Raw genomic sequence first — 22837 nt, forward strand, 5'->3', positions numbered from 1 at the left:
CCATGTGGATCTGAAAACAAAAGGAATTCTAGGAGATGAGATGACGATATGAAAACAAAAGTTGAGAAAATATATCCGTTATCAAACATGCAAAAAGGAATGCTGTTTCATGCCATGAAAGACGAAGCGTCACACGCATATTTTGAGCAGTTCATCATTGAATTAAAAGGTGATGTGGATGAGCGGATGTTTGAAGAAAGCCTAAATGAAGTCATGAAAAGGCATGAGATCCTAAGAGCATCATTTCATCACAGATTGGATGAGCCGCTGCACGTCATTATCAAAGATCGGCACATGAAGTTTGACTATCTTGATATACGAGGCCGGCATGATCAAGACGGCGTTTTCGAGAGATATTTGGCAGAAGATAGACAAAAGGGTTTTGACCTAGCCAAAGATACGTTGATGAGAGCCTGTCTCATCAGAACGTCTGATGATTCGTATCAATTTGTCTGGACGTATCATCACATATTGCTTGACGGATGGTGCCTTGGCATCATCCTGGATGAGCTGTTGACGATATATGAAATGAAGCGGAAAGGCCAAAATCATCAATTGGAAGACCCAAGGCCGTACAGCGATTACATCAAATGGCTGGAGGATCAGGATAAAGAAGAAGCTCAGAGCTATTGGGAGAGCTATTTGAGCGGCTATGATCAAAAAAATTCGCTTCCAAAGCTCCGCATATCTTCTGAGAAGGGTTTTAAAAGAAGAGAGAAAACGATTGAATGTTCCAAAGAATTGACAAATCGTCTGATTAAATTGGCCAACCGGAATCATGTGACGATCAATACCGTGCTGCAAAGCATTTGGGGCGTGATTTTGGCGAAATACAACAACAGCGAGGATGTGGTGTTCGGAACCGTTGTTTCCGGCAGAGATGACGAAGTGGAAGGTATAGAAACAATGGTCGGCGTCTTCATCAACACCATCCCGACCAGAATCAGGCTGGACAAAGATAAGCTTTTTAAAGATGTTCTGCGCCAAACCCAAGCGGACGCTTTGGAAAGCAGCCGCTACAATTACATGAATTTAGCGGAGGTTCAAGCGCAAAGCGAGTTGAAAAACGATTTGATCGACCATGTTATGGTTTTTGAAAACTATGCTGTTGACCAAAAAGCGTTTGAAGAAAAAAATGATGTAGGCTTTGAAATGGTGAATGTCAGCGGGGAAGAACAGACCAATTATCATTTCAGCATTTCCGCGGCTCTTGATGATCAATTAAAACTGCTCTTCATCTATGATGAACATGTATATGACAACACCATCATCGAAACATTAGAAAAGCATATCATCACCGTCGCAGAACAAGTGGCGGAAGATGAGACACAAACATTACGAGACATCAACCTTGTGTCAAAAGAAGAACAACACAGGATTTTACACACATTCAACGATACAAAAACGGATTACCCGAAAGACAAGCCGCTTCATGAGCTTTTTGAGGAACAGGCCATGAAGACGCCCGACCAGACGGCGCTTGTGTTCGGCACCCGGCGTATGACCTACAGAGAGCTGAATGAAAAAGCAAACCAAACCGCGAGACTCCTCAGGGAAAAAGGGATCGGCACAGGCTCGGTTGCGGCGATCATCGCGGACCGCTCCTTTGAAATGATCATCGGCATCATCGGGATTTTAAAAGCGGGAGGTGCGTATCTGCCGATTGACCCTGAAACGCCGAAAGACAGAATGGCCTTCATGCTCAGCGACACGAAAGTCGCGGTGCTGCTTACGCAAGGAAAAGCGGCAGCTGGAATCGATTGTGAGGCTGACATTTTATATCTGGACAAAGGGGCAGCAGACGGATTCAGTAAAGAACCGCTCAACCTAGTCAATGATTCCGGCGATCCCGCCTATATCATTTATACATCAGGATCTACGGGAATGCCAAAAGGCGTTGTGACTCCTCACTACAGTGCGGTACGGGTCGTTCGCGGAACCAATTATATCGACATCACAGAAGATGACGCCATCCTCCAGCTGTCCAACTATTCGTTTGACGGATCGGTGTTCGACATCTTCGGAGCGCTCTTAAACGGAGCCTCACTCGTCCTGATCGAAAAAGAGACGGTCTTGAATACACATGAGCTGGCCGAAGTGATAAAAAAAGAACAAGTCAGCGTGATGTTCATTACGACGGCGCTGTTCAATACACTTGCCGACATCAATATCGGCTGTCTTGCCAAGCTGCGGAAAATCCTCTTCGGCGGGGAAAGAGCGTCGATACCGCATGTGAGAAAAGTGTTGAATCATGTCGGCCGGGATAAATTGATTCATGTTTACGGCCCGACGGAAAGCACGGTGTATGCGACGTATTACTTCATCAACGAGATAGACGATGAAGCGGAAACAATTCCGATCGGCAGCCCGCTGGCGAATACGTCGGTCTTGATCATGGATGAAGCCGGCAAGCTCCTGCCGATCGGGGTTCCCGGAGAGCTGTGCATCGCAGGCGACGGTTTAAGCAAAGGATATTTAAACCGCGAGGAACTGACGGCGGAAAAATTCATCCCGCATCCGTTCATTTCGGGAGAAAGGCTGTACAAGACGGGTGATTTAGCGAAATGGCTGCCTGACGGCAACATCGAATTCATCGGCCGAATCGACCACCAGGTGAAAATCCGCGGTTTCAGGATCGAACTCGGCGAAATCGAAAGCCGGCTGGAGATGCATGAAGACATCAATGAGACGATCGTCACCGTCAGGGAAGACGAAGAGAGCCGCCCGTACATTTGCGCTTATATCACGGCAAATCGCGAGATTTCCCTTGATGAGCTGAAAGGATTTTTAGGTGAAAAGCTTCCGAAATACATGATCCCCGCCTATTTCGTGAACATGGACAAGCTGCCGCTCACCAAAAACGGGAAAGTCGACAGAAAAGCACTGCCGGAGCCGGACAGAACGGCGGGGGCGGAAAACGAATATGAAGCGCCGCGAAATGAAACGGAAGAAAAGCTGGCAGCGATATGGCGTGATATTTTAAAGGTGGAAAAGGCCGGTATCAACGATCATTTCTTTGAGATGGGGGGACATTCTCTCAAAGCGGCTGCAATGGCGGCAAGAATCCGAAAGGAGCTGAAAGCGGAAATCCCTCTTGGGCAAATCTTTAATACGCCGACAATCAAAGGATTGAGAGAATATATCAGATCGACAAAAGATAGTGTCTATTCATCTATTCAAAAAGTGGAAGAAAAAGAATACTATCGTCTTTCATCCGCACAAAAAAGACTATACATTCTAGGTCATATCGAAGGGAGCGGATTGTCCTATAACATACCATTTACTATGAAAGTCAAGGGCCGCTTCGATATCCGCAGGTTTGAGAACGCATTGAAAACCATCATCCAAAGGCATGAAGCGCTTAGAACGTCCTTCTTGATGGCGGATGGAGAGCCTGTTCAAAAGATTGAAAAAGAAGTAGATTTCAGCATCAAATGCAGTGAAATAGAGTCTCTATCGATTCAGGAGATCATCAAACAATTTGTCAGACCGTTTGATTTAAAAAAGGCCCCGCTTTTTAGAACAGAGGTGGTCAAGGTTGATGACGAGGAACATATCATTCTGTTTGATATGCACCATATCATTTCAGACGGCGCATCGATGGGGGTTTTGACAAAAGAAATTTGCGATTTGTACTGCGGAAAAGATCTGGAGCCGCTCAGCCTCCAATATAAAGACTATTCAGAATGGCAAAGGGATTTTTATCAAAAAGATGAGATGAAAAGGCAAAAAGAGTACTGGCTCAATATTTTCAAAGGCGAGATTCCAGTCCTCAACATGCCGACGGATTACCCGAGGCCGCAAATGCACAGTGTTGAAGGCGATAGACTCGGTTTTGCAATCGACAGCGAATTGACGAAGAAGCTCAAGCGGATCGCCAAAGACAACGGAGCCACCATGTATATGCTTCTTCTGGCGGCGTATACGGTTTTGCTTCGAACATATAGCGGGCAGGAAGATGTGATTATCGGAACGCCGATTCAAGGAAGAAAACATCACGAGCTAAAACATGTGATCGGGATGTTTGTCAATACGCTGGCGATGAGAAATCATCCGAAGGGCGACAAGACATTCGCTGAATATTTGCAAGATGTAAAAGAGACGGCGCTGAAGGCGTATGAAAACCAAGATTATCAATTTGACGATCTTGTCGAACAGCTTGACCTTGAACGCGACATGAGCAGAAATCCGCTGTTTGATACGATGTTTGTCCTGCAAAACCTGGAAACAGCGGATGCTGAAATAGAAGGGCTGACATTTGAACCGTTTGAAAGCGACATCCACATTTCAAAATTTGACCTCACGTTATCGGCAATCGAAAAAGGCTCGAAGATAGAATTTGATTTGGAATACTGTACAAAGCTGTTTAAAAGAGAAACGGTCGAAAGGATGGCGGCGCATTTCGTCCGTGTTTTAGAAGACATTTCCAAACAGACGGACAAGCGGCTGGATCAAATAGAGGCCATGTCAGAAGACGAAAAAAACGCATTGTTATATCGGTTTAATGATACAAAAACGGATGCTCCAACAGCCAAAACCATTTGTCAGCTGTTTGCGGAGCGGGCGGAGACATCGCCTGACAAAACCGCAGTCGTGTTTGAAGATCAAAAGCTGACATATCGACAATTGCATGAGAGGTCAAATCAGCTGGCCCGGTTTTTAAGAGAAAAAGGGGTTCAACCGGACACAGCCGTCGGCATTATGGTGGACCGCTCTCCCGAGATGATCATCGGCCTTCTGGGAATTTTGAAGGCCGGAGGCGCGTACCTGCCGCTTGATCCGGCATATCCTGAAGACAGGATCAAATACATCCTGGGCGACAGTCAAACAAAGTTTCTTCTGTCAGAAGAGGCGCTCATCAAAAAACGGGCCTTTATCAAAGAGGCCGGCATGATCAACATTGATATTCACGACAAACAAATTGCTGCACAGGATGCGGCTCGATTGGAGCCTGTCAGCCACAGCGGGGATTTGGCTTACATCATCTATACTTCAGGGTCCACAGGAAAACCGAAGGGCGTTTTAATCGAACAAAAAGGGCTGAGCAATCTCGTTTCAGCGGTTGTCAAATTGATGCATTTAAACACGGAGAGCAGAGTGATTCAATTTGCTTCACTATCATTTGATGCGTCAGCATTTGAAATCTTTCCGGCGCTGGCATCCGGGGCGGCTTTGGTTCTAGGGCGGCAGGAGGAAATGATGCCGGGGCAGCCGTTAACAAGCTTTCTAAGGCAGCATGAAATCACTCATGCGACCTTGCCGCCGACCGTACTGAATGTGTTGGATGAATCCGGATTGGAAAACCTCAAAGTAATCGTTTCCGCGGGTTCTGCCTGCAACGAAGAACTCGCAAAAAGATGGTCCGGAAATCGGCTGTTTATCAATGCCTACGGACCTACGGAAACGACGGTCTGTGCAACGGCGGGGGTTTACGGAGGATCCGGGCGTCCTCATATCGGCAGTCCGATTGCCAATACAAACGTATATGTATTGGATCAAAACCAGAAGCCTGTGCCGACAGGCGTTGTTGGAGAGCTGTGCGTCGGCGGAATCAGCCTTGCACGGGGATATTTAAACCGGCCGGAACTGACAGCTGAAAAGTTTATTTCACATCCGTTTGAATCAGGGGAAAGATTGTACCGGACGGGTGATCTGGCCAGGTGGCTGCCCGATGGACATCTCGAGTTTTTAGGAAGAATAGACCATCAGGTGAAAATTCGCGGATACCGGATTGAACTGGGGGAAATTGAGAATCAATTGCTCAAGCTAGACAAAATCGATGAAGCGGCCGTTATAGCCAGGAAAGATGACGACAACAGCGATTATTTGTGCGCTTATATCGTTTCCAAAGAAGACTGGACGTCAACCGAGCTCAGTGAATGGCTCGAGAAAGAGCTGCCACACTATATGATACCGGCTTATTTTGTCAGACTTGATAAGCTGCCGCTCACCGCAAACGATAAAGTCGATCGAAAAGCGCTTCCTGCACCTGACAGACATGTCGCAACAGGAGCGGAATATGAAGCACCGCGAAATGACACAGAAGCTAAGCTCGTTGACATCTGGAGGGATGTTCTCGGTGCCGGAGACATCGGTATCAGCCATCACTTCTTTGCAGCAGGAGGAGATTCGATCAAGGCGCTGCAAATTGTCTCAAGGCTGTCCAGGCTTGGCCTGAAGCTTGAAATGAAGGATTTGTTCGCAAATCCGAGAATCAAGGATCTTGCCAAATATGTCAAAAAACAATCACAGAGGCAAAATGGCAATACAATCGTCACAGGACATGCAGAACTCGCTCCGATCCAAAAATGGTATTTTGCTCATAACAAAGAAGAACTGGATCACTTTAACCAGTCATTTGTGCTCTTCAGAAAGGGCGGATTTGACGAAAGCTGTGTCAAAAAGGCTTTCAATAAATTAATGGAGCAGCACGACGCGTTAAGGATGATCTATGAAGAAAAAGGCGGGGACTTCATTCAGTACAACAGAAGCTTTCGGGAAGATCTGTTCGACCTGGATGTTTATGATGTAAGAGGTCTTGATCGTCAAGCGGAAAAGGTATATGAGCTGGCGACAAGCATTCAAAAACAATCATCGATTAGAAAAGGAAAACTTGTTCATCTCGGCATCTTCCGGGCTGATGAGGGCGACCACCTGCTCATTGTGATCCATCATCTTGTCGTTGATGGTGTATCGTGGAGAATTCTGTTTGAGGACTTCGAAACATTGTACAGTCAGGCATTAAAGGGGCAAACGCTCGAGATTGGCTACAAAACGGATTCCTATCAAGAATTCGCCCGCAGGTTAAAAGCATATGCCCACAGCCGAACATTATCGAAGGAAGCCGAGTATTGGCGGAACATTGCCAAGGCTCGTGTCCGGTTTATTCCGCCAAAGAACGTATTAAAGGAAGATGTATACGAAAACAGCACGACGTTGAGCATCAAGCTCGGCAAAGAGGCAACAGCGGACCTTTTGCGAAACACGAACAGAGCCTACAACACCGAAATCAACGATATTTTGTTAACGGCATTACTGACCGGAGCAAGGGACATCACAGGGGAAAACAAACTGAAGGTTATGATGGAAGGCCACGGCAGGGAAGATATTTTAGAAGGCGTTGACATCACGAGAACAATCGGCTGGTTTACGACGATGTATCCGGTGCTTCTTGATGCAGGAGAAGAAAAAGCCCTCTCCCAACAGATCAAAATGGTCAAAGAAACGTTGAGAAAAATACCGAATAAAGGAATCGGCTATGGGCTATTAAAGTATATGGCTGAAGACCCGGATTTCATCAACGAAGAAAAAGCCCGGATTTCATTTAACTATTTAGGTGAGATCGATGCCGACATGAACCGCGGCGAATTTTCCGGCTCCAGCTTCTCCGAAGGGGAAAGCATCGGCGGAAAAATTGCGAGAAGTCATTCTATCGAAATCAACGCCATCGTGATGAATCATGAGCTGGTGATTCATACAACCTTTAATCAAATGGAATACGAAAAAGATACGATCAGCCAGCTGAATCATCAATTAAAAGAACGCCTGGAACAAATCATTAAGCACTGCACGCAACAGACGGAAAGCGAAAGAACGCCGTCCGATTATGGAGATACAAATATCAGTTTAGCCGAACTTGAAGAAATCAAAGGAAAATACAGAAGCGCCATTGAAAAAATCTATCCGCTTGCCAACATGCAAAAAGGTATGCTGTTCCATGCCATCGAGGATCATACCTCAAATGCATATTTTCAGCAGACGGTCATGGATATTGAAGGATATGTCGATCCGGCGATTCTTGAGGCAAGCTTTAATGACATCATGAAACGGCATGAAATCTTAAGGGCCTCTTATGAATATGAAATCGTTGAAGAACCGAGGCAGATCATCATCGAAAACCGCAGCATCGATTTCACCTATTTCAATATCGCGAAAAGCTCCGCACAGCAACAGGAAATGTTCATTGAAAGATTGCTCAATGAAGATCGAAAAAAAGGCTTTGATTTAAGCAGAGATGTACTGATGAGGGTTTATTTGCTGAAAACGGCGGAGCGCTCGTACCGGCTTGTCTGGAGCCATCACCATATTTTACTCGATGGCTGGTGCCTTGGCATCATCATGCGTGAGCTGTTTGTCATCTATGAAAACCGGATGAACGGCAAAGCCAGTCCATTAAAGGAGACGAAGCCGTACAGCGATTATATCAAGTGGCTTGAAAGACAGGATCAGGAAGAGGCCCGTCAATATTGGCGCGAATATTTGAAAGGGTATGAGGAACAGGCCCAGCTGCCTACATTAACAAAACGCAAAAAAAGCAGCCGCTATGACCGCCGGGAGAAGGTCATCCATTTGTCAAAACAATTGACAAAACAATTGAAGGAGCTCGCTGCCAAAAACAGCGTTACGCTTCATACGGTGATTCAAACGATTTGGGGCCTGATGCTTACGAAATATAATAAGATCGATGATGTCGTGTTTGGAACGGTCGTATCGGGCAGGGAAGCAAACGTGGACGGAATCGAAGACATGATCGGTCTGTTTATCAACACCATCCCGACAAGAATCAGATTCAATGAGCAGGCGCGTTTTAACGAATGTTTGCAAAAGGTTCAGGAAGATGCGATTCAAAGCAACCGCTACAACTATATGAATCTCGCTGAAGTCCAGGCATTGAGCAGCTTAAAGAAAGATCTGATCGATCATATTCTCGTATTTGAAAACTATGAAGCTGATGAACAGGACTTTGAAGAGAGTCAGATGAAGACAGGCTTTAAGATGAATGAGATCAGCGCTGCGGAACAAAGCAATTACAGCTTTAGCATGTCGGTGACTCCAGGCGAAGAGCTCACACTTGTTTTGACATATGACGGCAATGGCTATGACAGGGATATCATCAACAATATCGAAGGTCATATCAAAAGGGTCGCTGAGCAAGTGACGGCAAATGAGAACCGGAAAATCGCTGAGATTGACATGCTGGCGGAGGAAGAAAGAAAGACGCTTCTATATGAGTTCAACCGGACAAACGCAGATTATCCAAGGAATCAAACGATCCATCAATTATTTGAAGAACAGGCGGAACGGACGCCTGGGCATATTGCGGTTGTGTTCGAAGAAGAGCAGCTCTCGTACAGTGAGTTGAATGCCAGAGCCAATCAGCTGGCACATGTCCTGCGGGAAAAAGGCGTCCGCCCAGATACTATTGTGGGAGTGATGATGGAGCGGTCTGCCGGTATGATCGTTGCTATGCTCGGAATTTTAAAAGCAGGAGGCGCGTACCTTCCGATCGATCCGGATTACCCGCAAGAAAGAATCAAGTATATGCTTGAAGACAGCGGAACGGGTATTTTGCTAATTGATTCCGAAACGTCCTGCCCGAAATCATTCACCGGACTTATCTTAAACACGGATGATTTATACAATGACAATGCAGAGAATGCGGGGAATCCAAAACTGATCAACCGTCCGGACGACCTTGCGTATATCATTTATACGTCGGGAACGACGGGCAAACCGAAAGGCTGTATGATTAAGCACCAGAACGTGGTGCGCTTGATGATGAACGAAAAACAGAAATTTGATTTCAATGATCATGATGTATGGACAATGTTCCATTCGTACTGTTTCGATTTCTCAGTATGGGAAATGTATGGGGCATTGCTTTATGGTGGAAAAGTTGTCATTGTGCCTAAATATACTGCAAAAGACAGCAGGGCATTCTTGAAGCTTTTGCGGGACAGATCGGTGACGGTGCTTAACCAGACGCCGACAGCTTTTTCTAAGCTGATGAACGAAGAATGTAAACATTCTGAGGCGCACTTAAACCTCCGCTACGTCATTTTTGGGGGAGAAGCCCTGAATCCTTCGATGCTGAAGCAGTGGCGCAAAAAGTATCCGCAGACAAAGTTGATCAATATGTATGGCATTACTGAGACGACCGTGCACGCCACATATAAAGAAATCACAAAACAAGACATTGAAACGAGTGTGAGCAATATCGGGTCGCCAATTCCGACGCTGACCTGCTATGTTTTAGACAGCCGGCGGAAACCGGTGCCGATCGGCGCGCCCGGTGAGCTGTACATCGGCGGGGAAGGCCTTGCCCGCGGATACTTAAACAGACCTGACCTCACGCTTGGGAAATTTGTTCCAAATCCGTTTGTTCCAGGAGAAAACATGTACCGGACGGGGGATCTCGCAAGATTTTTGCCTGATGGTCAAATTGAATATTTAGGAAGAATCGACCACCAAGTCAAAATCCGCGGATTCAGAATCGAACTGGGCGAAATTGAAAACCAATTGCTGAAAATAGAAGGCATTGACGCGGCGGCAGTCATGGCGCGGGAAGATCAAGCCGGCGGAAAATACCTATGCGCATATATCGTCGCGGACAAAACGGCCGGCGTTGCAGACGTCAGAAAATGCTTGTTAAAGGAACTGCCGGATTACATGGTGCCGTCATACTTTGTCAAGCTTGATCAATTGCCGCTTACGGCAAACGGCAAAATCGACAGAAAAGCGCTCCCTGAACCAAGCGGCACAATCAGTGAAGCGACGTACGAAGCACCGAGGAACCGCACAGAGGAAAAGCTTGTCTCAATCTGGGAGGACGTTTTAGGGATCGAAAACATCGGAATCAGCCACAATTTCTTTGAACTTGGCGGCCATTCCTTAAAAGCTGCGGCATTGACTGCAAAATTGCATAAAGAAATGAAGATTGAAGTCCCTTTAAGACAAATATTCGAAACACCGACAATCAAAGACATCGGTGATTTTATCGAATCCATGAAAGAAAGCCCTTATGCGTCCATCACACAAGCGGAAGAGAAAGAGTATTACGCATTGTCATCCGCACAAAGAAGGCTGTATATCCTTAACCAAATCGAACCAGGCGGCCTCTCTTACAACATGCCTTTCGCCATGAAAATTGCAGGAGATTTTCATGTCGACCGGTTCGAGGATGCTTTTCGGCAATTGATAGAAAGGCATGAAGCCTTGAGGACGGCCTTTGTGATGGTTGACGGCAAACCTGTACAGAAAATCGAAAAAGAAGTCGATTTTAAAGTGAAGTACGGGCGACTCGGACAGGACCGGCTAGAAGAAAAAATCAAAGCGTTCATCAAGCCGTTTGCTTTGGAAAAAGCGCCGCTTTTAAGAGCGGAAGTATTAAAAGCGGATGGTGATGAACATGTGCTGATGCTCGATATGCACCATATCATTTCAGACGGGGTGTCCATGGCCATTTTCACAAAAGAGCTGGCCGAGTTGTATGAGGGGAAAACATTGCCGCCGTTAACGATTCAGTACAAAGACTTTTCAGAATGGCAAAAACTTTTTTATCAAAAAGATGAGATTAAACGCCAGGAAGACTACTGGCTCAACGTTTTTCAAGGTGAAGTGCCGGTGCTGAATTTGCCGGCGGATGAAAAACGTCCGCAAAAGCGTTCGATTGAAGGAGATATCGTTCAGTTTGAAATAGACGGCGAAACGTCCGCCATGCTGAACAAACTGGCGAAAGAGAACGGCGCGACGATGTATATGCTGCTTTTGGCGGGGTACACAACGCTTTTGGCAAAGTATACGGGTCAGGAGGATATCGTTGTCGGCTCACCGATTGCGGGAAGGCATCACAGCGATTTGAAACATGTCATCGGACTGTTTATCAATACGCTGGCTATGAGGAACTATCCAAAAGGAGACATGCCATTTGCCGACTATTTAAAAGAAGTGAAAGAAACAGCGCTGAAAGCTTATGAAAATCAAGACTATCCATTTGATGAACTGGTTGAAAAACTTGATGTCAAACGGGATATGAGCAGACACCCGCTGTTTGATACTATGCTTGTTCTGCAAAACTTCGACGGCGATGAAGCGGACATCGACGGCTTGACATTCCAGCCGCTCCAAACCGAGGTGAACATCTCAAAATTTGATTTGACGCTGACAGCCGCTGAGACAAATGAAGGCATTCAATGTGTTTTCAACTACAGTACAAAATTGTTTAAGCGGACCACGATTGAAAGAATGGCGGGCCATTTGATCAATATTTTAAAGGAAGCGGCAAACGATCCGCAAATGCCGTTGAGCGACGTCAACATGCTGTCAGATGAAGAAATGAACGTGCTCTTGAATCAAAATCAAGGAAAACAAGCTGATTATCCTCAAGATCAAACGGTTCATCGGCTGTTTGAGCAGCAGGCTGGCAAAACGCCGGAGCAAACAGCGGTGGTCTTTGCGGATGAAAAGCTGACGTACAGGGAACTGAACGAAAGAGCAAACCAATTGGCGCGGCTTTTGAGAGACAAAGGAGCAGACGCCGATCAGCCTGTGGCGATCATGATTGAACCATCGCTTGAGATGATCATTTCCATGCTGGCGGTACTGAAAGCCGGAGCGGCTTACGTGCCGATCGAGCCGGAGCAATTGGCCAAACGGACGAATGAGATTTTAAGTGACAGCAGAGCCGCAATATTGCTTGTCAAAGGCTCTGTCAAAGAAAACGTCGCGTTCGCTGGAGAAATCGTCAATGTTGCCGACGGTTTGATTGATGCGAAGGCCGCGTCAAACCTGTCTGCATCGGGTTCAGCCGATCAGAATGCATATATTATATACACTTCAGGCTCCACCGGAAAGCCGAAAGGCGTATTTGTCAGACACGGGAATGTGGTGAATTATACAACATGGTTTATGAAGGAAGCGGGTCTTACAGAAAACGACAAAGCCATGCTTGTGTCCTCATATGCGTTCGATTTGGGGTATACTAGCATCTTTTCGGCATTGTTAAGCGGAAGCGAACTGCATATCGCACGAAAAGAATGTTATACAAATGCGCACCGGGCTTTAAAGTATATCAAAGAAAACGGCATCACCTATATCAAATTGACGCCGTCTCTGTTTAACATTTTTGTCAATGATCCGGGCTTTTCCGCCGAAAAACCTTGCGCTACTCTCAGGCTGGTCGTCTTGGGCGGGGAGATGATCAATACAAGGGATGTTGAGACATTTTACAACCAATATCCGGATCATGTAGTCATGAATCATTATGGCCCGACGGAAACGACAATCGGCTCAGTCTTTAAAGTGATCGACCCGGAACACCTCGATTCTTTCAAAGAATATCCGGTGATCGGCACTCCAATTCATAATACGAATGCGTATGTGCTGGATGAAAACATGAAACTGCTTCCGGAAGGTGTGTACGGAGAGCTTTGCATCGCAGGAGCCGGAGTGACAGGCGGCTATGTAAACAAACCGGATATCACGAAAGAAAAATTCGTCGAAAATCCGTTTGCACCGCATACAAAAATGTACAGAACTGGAGATCTCGCCAGAAGGGTGAGCGATGGAAATATCGAACTTGCAGGCCGGATGGACAGCCAAGTAAAGGTAAGGGGCTACAGAATAGAACCGGAAGAAATCAAAAACAGGCTGTTGGCTCATGATGATATCAAGGAAGCCTTTATTGTTGCAAGGGAAGACCATAAAGGTGCAAAACAGCTGTGCGCCTATTTCACAGCAGACGCCGAATTGCCGTTCGAGGACATCAGGACGTATCTGATGCGTGAGCTTCCAGAATATATGATTCCGTCTTCTTTTGTCCAAATTGAGAAGATGCCGCTTTCAGCCAATGGAAAGATCGATACGGCTGCATTGCCTGAACCGCAGCCGGGAAAAGAGACGGAATACGAACCGCCGCGGAACGGGACGGAAGAAAAGCTTGTTCAAATATGGGAAGAAGTACTTGGCATTGACAAGATCGGGATCACTCATCACTTTTTTGCAGCAGGCGGCGATTCCATCAAAGCGCTGCAAATGATCTCAAGATTATCAAGAGAAGGCCTGTCACTAGAAATGAAAGATCTGTTTGCAAATCCGCAAATCAAGTCTTTGAGCCGATATGTCAAAGCCGAATCTGACAAATCAGCATCATATGAAACGGTAGAGGGCGAGGTTCTCTTGACCCCGATTCAACAAGAGTATTTCTCGTTGAACAAAACGGACAGGAACCATTACAACCATGCGGTTATGCTTTATCGGAAAAACGGATTCGACGAGAGCATCGTCAAACGTGTGTTCAAAGAAATCATCAAACATCACGATGCACTCAGGACGGTGTTTACAGAAGAAGACGGAAAGATCATTCAGTACAACCGGGGACCGGACAAACAGCTGTTTGACCTATTTGTCTATGATGGCTCGAGCGAAAACGACCAGCCTCAGAAAGTGTACCAATTGGCCACGGAGCTTCAGCAAAGCATCGATATTGAAACCGGCCCTTTGGTCAAACTGGCGCTCTTCAAAACGAATAATGGGGATCACCTGCTGATCATCATCCATCACCTTGTGGTCGACGGGATCTCCTGGAGAATATTATTTGAAGATTTAGCGATCGGGTACAGCCAGCTAGCGAATGGAGAAAAAGTCGAATTTTATCCGAAAACGGCTTCCTACCAAGCATATGCGCGGCACATAGCGGAATATGCAAAATCCGCCAAACTGCTTAGTGAAAAACAGTATTGGCTGAAGGCTATAGCTGAGGACGTCGAATTCCTGGATATGAATGAAAATACCGGAGCCTTCAAAGTTGAGGATAGCCGGACATTCAGCACGGAACTCGAAAAAGAGGAGACGAAGCGGCTTTTAAGAGAAACAAACCAAGCTTATCATACCGAAATCAACGATATTCTGATCACAGCGCTTCTGGTGGCGGCAAGGGATATGACCGGGCAAAATCAATTAAGAATCACGCTGGAGGGGCATGGAAGAGAACAGGTGGCTGATGGCATCGACATCAGCAGAACGGTCGGATGGTTTACCTCGAAATATCCGGTATTCATCGATCTGGGACAAGAAACAGACATGTCCAGGACGATTAAAATGGTGAAAGAGCACTTGCGAAACGTGCCGAACAAAGGCATCGGCTACGGAATTTTAAAGTATCTCATCCGGGACAGTGAGATCGCTAAAGGCGCAGCATCACCAATCTTGTTCAATTACCTGGGGCAGCTTGATGAAGACATCAACAGCGGAGAATTTTCTTCATCACATCTCCCGCCGGGAGAAGCAGCCGGAAAGGGCATCACAAGAGAACATCCGCTCGAAATCAATGCGGTGGTCTTCAGGGGAAAACTGGCCATTCAAACGACCTATAACACAAGAGCATACAGTGAAGACGTCGTCAGAGCTTTTGCTCAAAACTATAAAGAAGCTCTTAAAGCGGTCATTCGCCACTGCGCGGAACGAGAAGAGACGGAAAAAACGCCGTCCGATTACGGAGACAAAGGCATCAGCTTAGATCAGCTTGAGGAAATCAAACTGAAATATAAAGGGATGGAAATCGAAAAAATCTATCCGCTTGCCAACATGCAAAGGGGCATGCTGTTCCACGCACTCGAAGACAAGGAATCACAGGCGTACTTTGAACAAATGGCCATCAATATGAAAGGATTGATCGATGAGCGTCTGTTTGCAGAAACGTTCAATGACATCATGGAAAGACACGAGATTCTAAGGGCCTATATCGAGTATGAAATAACGGATGAACCAAGGAATGTGATCATCAAGGACAGAAAGATCAATCTTGACTATCATGACTTGCGAAAGAAGAGCCCGGCGGAACGGGAGCAAGTGATTCAAGCGTATCGCAAAGCAGATCGGGAGAAAGGTTTTCGCTTAAACAGCGAACCATTGATCAGAGCCGCGCTGATGAGAACCGAGGATGACAGTTATACGTTCATATGGACAAACCACCATATTCTGCTTGACGGCTGGTCCCGGGGAATCATTATGGGAGAGCTGTTCCACATGTATCATATGAAAGAAGCCGGGCAAAAACACCAGCTTGAAGAGGCAAGACCGTACAGCGATTATATCGGGTGGCTAGAGCAACAGAATAAAGAAGCTGCAAAAGCGTACTGGAGAAACTATTTATCAGGCTTTACCGAAAAATCGCCGATTTCGGTTTTGGCGGGTTCTTCCGGACATGCGAAATATAAGCGAAAAGAGGCCGTCATCGAATTCCCGGAACAATTGACCGGCCGGATCACAGAGCTTGCCAGCCGTAACAATGTCACCTTCCATACTGTTTTACAATGCATTTGGGGAATGCTTTTGGCAAGATACAATCAAACGGATGATGTCGTATTCGGTACAGTCATTTCCGGAAGGGATGCACAAGTAGCCGGAATTGAAAAAATGGTCGGATTATTCATCAACACTGTACCGACGAGAATTAGACTGGAAAAAAGCCAAAGCTTTAAGGAACTCATCAAAAGCGTTCAGGAACAGGCTCTGGAAGGCAGGACATATCATGACACGAATTTGTCGGAAGTACAGTCGCTCAGTGAATTAAAAAGAGAGCTGCTGGATCATATCCTGATTTTCGAAAATTACGCGGTTGATCAGAGTGCATTTGAGACAAGCGGCAAACGCGGTGCTGGTTTTGTGTTTGAAGAAATTCACGCCGAAGAACAAACAAATTACGGATTTAATATTGTGGCAGTCCCGGGCGAACGTTTGGTCATCAAATTGACTTATGACGGAAATATCTATCATGACCACATCATCGCAGGTATCAAAGGACACCTTCAACAAGTGATGGAACAGGTCGTCCAAAATGAAGATCAGTCATTAAACGACATCACAGTCCTTTCGGAAGCTGAAAGAAACAGGCTGTTGTACGAATGGAATGACACGAAAGCGGAATATCCGAATCAGACGATTCACCAGCTGTTTGAGGAACAAGCCGAAAAAACCCCTGAGCTTGCTGCGGTTGTCTCAGGAAATGACAAACTGACATACCGTGAGCTCAATGAAAAATCAAATCAGCTTGCCAGATACCTCAGGGACAAAGGGGTCAAAGCGGATACGATTGTTGCCATCATGGCAGAACGCTCACCGGAAATGGTGGTCGGAATCATGGGGATTTTGAAAGCCGGAGGAGCCTATTTGCCGATTGATCCCGATTATCCGGAAGAAAGGATCAAGTATATGCTTGAAGACAGCGGCGCGGCCATCATCCTTGCGGATCACAAGCAGGACTTGAGCACACTTCATCAAGAAGCCGTCGAATTAACCGGAGATTTCAGCAGTTATCCGGCTGACAATCTGGAACCGGCGGGTAACGCCGACAGCCTTGCATATATCATCTACACGTCAGGTTCTACAGGCAAACCGAAAGGGGTCATGATCAGGCAAAGAGGGCTGGTCAACTATATTACCTGGGCTGACCGTGTATATGTCCAAGGCGAACAGCTCGATTTTGCCCTCTACTCATCCATTGCCTTTGATTTAACGGTGACATCGATATTTACGCCATTAATCTCAGGCAATCGGGTGATTGTGTATCAGCATAGCGGGGACGGAGAACCGCTGATTCGAAAAGTATTCAGAGACCAAAAAGCCGGGATTGTCAAATTAACCCCGTCTCATTTAAGCCTTGTCAAAGACATGGATGCCAGCGGATCAAGCATCAAACGCCTGATCGTCGGCGGGGAAGATTTAAAAACGGAACTGGCCAAAGAAATCACGGAGAGATTTCATCACAACATTGAAATCTACAATGAATACGGTCCGACCGAAACGGTTGTTGGCTGCATGATCTATCAATATGATGCCGGACGGGACCGCCAAGTTTCTGTCCCGATCGGCAAGCCGGCCTCCAATGTCCAGCTCTATATTTTGGATGAGCGTCAGGAAGTGCAGCCGGTCGGAATTGCCGGAGAGCTGTATATCAGCGGAGACGGAGTCGCAAAAGGCTATTTGAACAAACCGGAGCTGACGTCTGAAAAATTCCTGCCAAATCCGTTTTTACCGGGTGAAAGAATGTATCGCACAGGAGATCTTGCAAAGATGAGACCGGATGGACATATTGAGTATCTGGGCCGGATCGATCATCAAGTCAAGATTCGGGGCTACCGTATCGAGCTTGGCGAAATCGAGCATCAATTGTTAAGGCACAGCGATATAAAAGAAGCGGCGGTTGCCGCCAAAACAGATCAAAGCAACAATCAAGTTCTTTGCGCATACGTCGTTTCCGAAAGAGACATCACACAGGAAGACATCAAAGCGTTTTTGGCGAAGGAGCTTCCGGAATATATGGTGCCGTCCTATTTGCTGAAGCTTGATGAGCTCCCGCTGACACCAAACGGAAAAGTCGACTTGAAGGCCCTTCCAGAGCCAGATCGAAGCGCGGGCGCTTTACTGGAATACGAGCCTCCAAGACATGAGCTGGAAGAAAAAATGGCCGCCATTTGGGAAGACATCCTGAATATCGAACAGATTGGCATCAACGCCAACATATTCGATATCGGAGCGAATTCTTTGAACGTCATGTCATTTGTCTCTAGGCTATATGCAGAGCTTGGCTTCAGAGTTCCGTTTAAGGACATTTTCTCCAAGCCGACCATTAAAGAGCTGTCTGATTTTCTGAAGCATGCACAAGACCTGCTGAAAGACTACACAGATGATTGCATGCAGCTGACCAGGACGGAAGAAGGCGGGAAAAACCTGTTCTGCTTCCCGCCGGCCGCGTCGATGGGCATTGCCTACATGGGCTTGGCCAAGCATCTAAAGCAGCATTCGGTGTACAGCTTCAACTTCATTCCATCTGCAAACAGGATTCGCAAATACGCGGACATCATCAAAAACATTCAAGGTGAAGGGCCATATACATTAATCGGCTATTCATCCGGCGGAATCCTGGCATTTGATGTGGCGAAAGAATTGAACCGGCAAGGATATGAAGTCGAGGATTTGATCATCATCGATTCAAAATATCGGACAAAAGCCGAGAAACATCAGTTCACAGAGGAGGAATACAGAGAAGAGATATCCAAAACATTTGAACTTGAGAAATACCGCGACGCAGAGAAATTATTGAGCGACTATTTAGTGGACTTGGTGATGAAGTCTTATGTATATATACAAAACACAGTCACAGCCGGCGCAATTGACGGACATATCAGCTATATCAAGTCAAGCGACAATCAGCGGGATGAAAACATGATGATGTGGGAAAAAGCGGCGTCCAAAACCTTTACAGTCGTTCAAGGAGCCGGAACCCATATGCAAATGATCTCCAAGTCCCATCCCGACATTCTTGAAAGAAATGCAAGATTGATCCATGATATCATCAATAAGACTGTCAAAATATGAACAAAAAGGCATCCTTTTCAGGGTGCCTTTTGTTTGCCTTATCAACTCTCTGTTATAATGAAAGGCAAAGAAAAGAGAGGAAATATTTCAAAAAACATGCAGCAGCGCGTGCTGCGGTGTGAACATCTATCAAGACAAAATAAAAGCGGGTGAACCAAGTGGAAGCCATTCGAGTGCTCATAGCGGATGATGAAAAAGAAATCAGAGATTTATTGAAAACCTATTTAAAAAGAGAGTGTTATGAGGTTGACGTGGCAGTTGACGGAGAAGATGCGTTAAGGCTGTTTGAACAAAACCATTACCACCTCGTGATATTGGATGTGATGATGCCGAAAATCGACGGCATCGAGGTTTGCAGAAGAATGAGGAATCATACGAATGTTCCGATCCTGATGCTGACCGCCAAAGACCTTGAAGGCGATAAAATTTTAGGACTGTCCATCGGTGCCGACGATTATATAACAAAGCCCTTCAGCGTGAACGAAGTGCTTGCGCGGATCAAAGCCATGCTGAGGCGCTTTTTGGTCCTCGGCAGCGAAAGCCGCTCCGATGAACAATCGCTGATTCAATTTAAAGGATTGACCATCGATTTGAAAACATATACGGTCACCGCAGGCGGACAGGAAATCTCCCTGACGGCGAAGGAGTTTGAACTGCTGAAGTTTTTCGCCTCAAATCCGGGGCAGGTATTTACGAAAACGCAGCTGTTTCGAAACGCATGGAGCGACCAATACATAGAAGATGATAATACGGTCATGGTGCATATCAGAAGGCTGAGAAAAAAAATAGAGCCGGACCCTTCCGATCCACAATTTATTCAAACCGTTTGGGGAATCGGCTATAAGTTTGTAGGTGAGAAAGATGCTGATCGATAAAAAGCTGCTGCTTCTCATTCTGCAATGTGCGGCGATTGCAGCACTTTTGTTCATCTATATGAAAACGGATTCCCTTGGGGTTTTCAGCACAATGTTGTTTATTTTTCTGTTTGCCGTTACCGCGCTGCTGTTTACGATGAGGCTTCGCTTCATCGATCGCTTAAAGCTGATCGAAACCGAGCTGAAGCGCGTGGCGGATGGAAATTTAAGAAGAAGATTGCTGGCGAAAGGCGGTCAGCCGTATAATGAAATCATTTTTTCCATTAACGAATTGATAGAGCAGCTTGAAAAAGTTCAAATCAACGCCGCAAAATCGGAAGCGGCCAGAAAACGGCTGCTGTCTAATATTTCTCACGATATCCGAACGCCGCTCACATCAATTATTGGCTATGTTGATGCATTAAAAGACGGGGTCGCGTCTTCAGAAGAAGAGAAACAGGAATATCTCAATATCCTTTCTAAAAAATCCAACAGCCTCAAGCAATTGATCGATGAAATATTCAACATGGCGAAATTGGACGCGAATGAAGTCCAGTTGAAAACAGAGTTTTTTGACCTTGCTGAAGTCGCTAGGGAAACGCTGATTGATTTTTTGCCGGAACTGAAAAAACATGACATTGATTTGAATGTGCAGATTCCGGAAAAGAAATGCTTTGTTATCGCAGATCGGCTCAGCTTGATCCGCGTGATCGAAAACATCGTGAGAAACGGCATTCATTATGGAAAAGCGGGAAAAGTACTTGGAATCGAACTGACAGAATCAGAGCATGAATATCAGCTTCTCATCTGGGATCAAGGTCCGGGAATTCCGGAAAACGAGATTGAAAACGTGTTTGATAGAATGTACCGCAGAGACCGGTCGAGAAGCCTTGATGACGGGAGCGGTCTGGGGCTTGCCATCGCCAAATCGCTCATCGAAAAAAACCGCGGACGCATATGGGCACAGAGCGTCCCATGGAAAAAAACGACGTTTGGTTTTTCGCTGCCTAAACAAAACCATCTTCAATCATTTAAGAATTAATTAAGAATTGGTTAAGAAGAAGTTAAATCCTTCTGTTTATGATGTAGTTATTAGGCTAGTGAAAGAGAGTGGATCAACTTTGAGCACAATTATTAAAACGACGGATCTCACGAAAATGTACGGGCCGCAAAAATCTGTAAACCATCTCAATATCAATGTAAAACAAGGAGATATATACGGCTTTTTGGGACGGAACGGCGCCGGCAAGACGACGACGATCAGAATGCTGCTGGGTCTGATCAAACCGACCAGTGGGCAGATAGAAATTTTCGGAGAAAACTTTTTCAAGAATAAAAAAGAAATTTTAAGAAGAATCGGATCTATTGTGGAAGTGCCCGGCTTTTACGCGAACTTGACGGCGAGGGAAAACCTGCTGATCAATGCAAAAATCATAGGTATCCATAAAAAAAATGCGATCGATGAAGTATTGGAGATCGTGGGCCTGCAGCATGAAACGAAAAAGCTCGTCGGCAAGTTTTCCTTGGGCATGAAACAAAGGCTGGGAATTGCAAGAGCCTTGCTTCACTATCCGGAGCTGTTGATACTGGACGAGCCGACAAACGGTTTGGACCCGATCGGGATCAAAGAAATGAGAAGACTCATTCATTCTCTCGCCAAAGAAAGAAACATCACCATCTTTATATCAAGCCACATTTTGTCTGAAATCGAACAGCTCGTCGATCATGTCGGGATCATTCATGAAGGAAAACTGCTTGAAGAAATTCCGTTTAACCATCTTAAAAAAAGAAACCGCAAATATCTGGAATTTCAATTATCCGATCAAAATAAAGCGGTCGTTCTGATGGAACAGCATTTTGATATTCATGACTACGAAGTTCACCAGGACGGGATCATCCGGGTATACTCCCATTTGGGCCAGCAGGGAAAGCTCAATAAATTGTTTGTCGAAAACGGAATAGATGTATTGAAGATTACGATGAGCGAAGACAGTCTTGAAGACTACTTCGTGAAGTTGATAGGGGGCGGGACGATTGGCTAATTTGCTATATACCGAATTGCTGAAGCTGAAACGTTCACAGATGTTTCTGGTCAGCATCTTGGGAGCGGCGGCAGCCCCTTTCATCTGTTTTATATCGTCTTTGGCTAAAAAAGCCAAGTACCCTGATGTACCGATTCGCTTCAGCGAGACCTTTTCCGATACCAACCTGTATATTGTGCTTTTGATCGGAGTCCCGTTGTATGGCGTGATTACATCATATTTATTCAATCGGGAATACGCTGAAAGCACGCTAAAGAATCTATTGACGATTCCTGTTTCAAGAATCAGCCTGATTGTCAGCAAATTGGTTCTGCTCCTCATTTGGATCATGATGCTGACGTTAATCGCCTGGGTGCTGACGCTGCTGTTCGGGCTGATCGGTCAGTTTGAAGGGCTCAGTTCGGCGGTTTTAATAGAAGGGTTTAAACAATTTATGATAGGTGGGGCACTTCTTTTCTTCTTGGTCAGTCCGATTATATTTGTGACATTGCTGTTTAAAAACTACGTGCCCACCATTATCTTTACGATCATTATATCAATGGTCAGCATTATGGTATACGGCACGGAATACAGCGCTTTATTCCCTTGGTCGGCGGTATGGGTGATCGCTTCGAGTACGTTCTTTCCGGAATATCCGCCCGAATATTCTTTTATTACTGTTGCCGCCACAACCGTTCTTGGATTAGCCGCGACAATCGTTTACTTTAAAAAAATCGATATTCATTGATGCAGGAGAGTCTAACGGAATGTGCGACACATGTTTGCACATTCCTCATTCCGATAAGG

The 22837-nt window shown here is 45.8% G+C and carries 5 protein-coding genes; all 5 read left to right on the forward strand.

The features are described from left to right. The first annotated feature begins 48 nt into the window (after positions 1-48). The 5 genes from QMZ64_RS00730 (at position 49) to QMZ64_RS00750 (ending at position 22778) form a co-directional block, all read left to right on the forward strand. Positions 49-19155, forward strand: coding sequence for a non-ribosomal peptide synthetase (locus QMZ64_RS00730; protein ID WP_301441083.1), 19107 nt, complete (start codon positions 49-51; stop codon positions 19153-19155). 158 nt (positions 19156-19313) lie between these two features. Then, a complete protein-coding gene (locus tag QMZ64_RS00735) occupies positions 19314-20030 on the forward strand; it encodes a response regulator transcription factor (protein WP_020452076.1) in 717 nt (238 codons plus the stop codon). Next, positions 20017-21051, forward strand: a complete 1035-nt coding sequence (locus tag QMZ64_RS00740; protein ID WP_265626420.1) for a sensor histidine kinase — start codon at positions 20017-20019, stop codon at positions 21049-21051. The genes QMZ64_RS00735 and QMZ64_RS00740 overlap by 14 nt, the downstream gene beginning before the upstream one ends. Before the next feature lie 79 nt (positions 21052-21130). Further along, positions 21131-22051 carry a bacitracin resistance ABC transporter ATP-binding subunit BcrA gene (bcrA, locus tag QMZ64_RS00745; protein ID WP_265626422.1) on the forward strand — a complete coding sequence of 307 codons (921 nt, stop codon included), beginning with the start codon at positions 21131-21133 and terminating at the stop codon, positions 22049-22051. Continuing rightward, a complete protein-coding gene (locus QMZ64_RS00750) occupies positions 22044-22778 on the forward strand; it encodes an ABC transporter permease (protein ID WP_301441084.1) in 735 nt (244 codons plus the stop codon). The genes bcrA and QMZ64_RS00750 overlap by 8 nt, the downstream gene beginning before the upstream one ends. Positions 22779-22837 lie beyond the last annotated feature (59 nt).

Origin of the sequence: Bacillus sp. LB7 (genome assembly GCF_030449715.1) — a bacterium.
GTDB classification, from domain to species: domain Bacteria; phylum Bacillota; class Bacilli; order Bacillales; family Bacillaceae; genus Bacillus; species Bacillus paralicheniformis.

Coding starts and splice junctions, on each gene's coding strand:
- QMZ64_RS00730 (WP_301441083.1), top strand. CDS start 49: ATGAAAACAAAAGTTGAGAAAATATATCCGTTATCAAACATGCAAAAA.
- QMZ64_RS00740 (WP_265626420.1), top strand. CDS start 20,017: ATGCTGATCGATAAAAAGCTGCTGCTTCTCATTCTGCAATGTGCGGCG.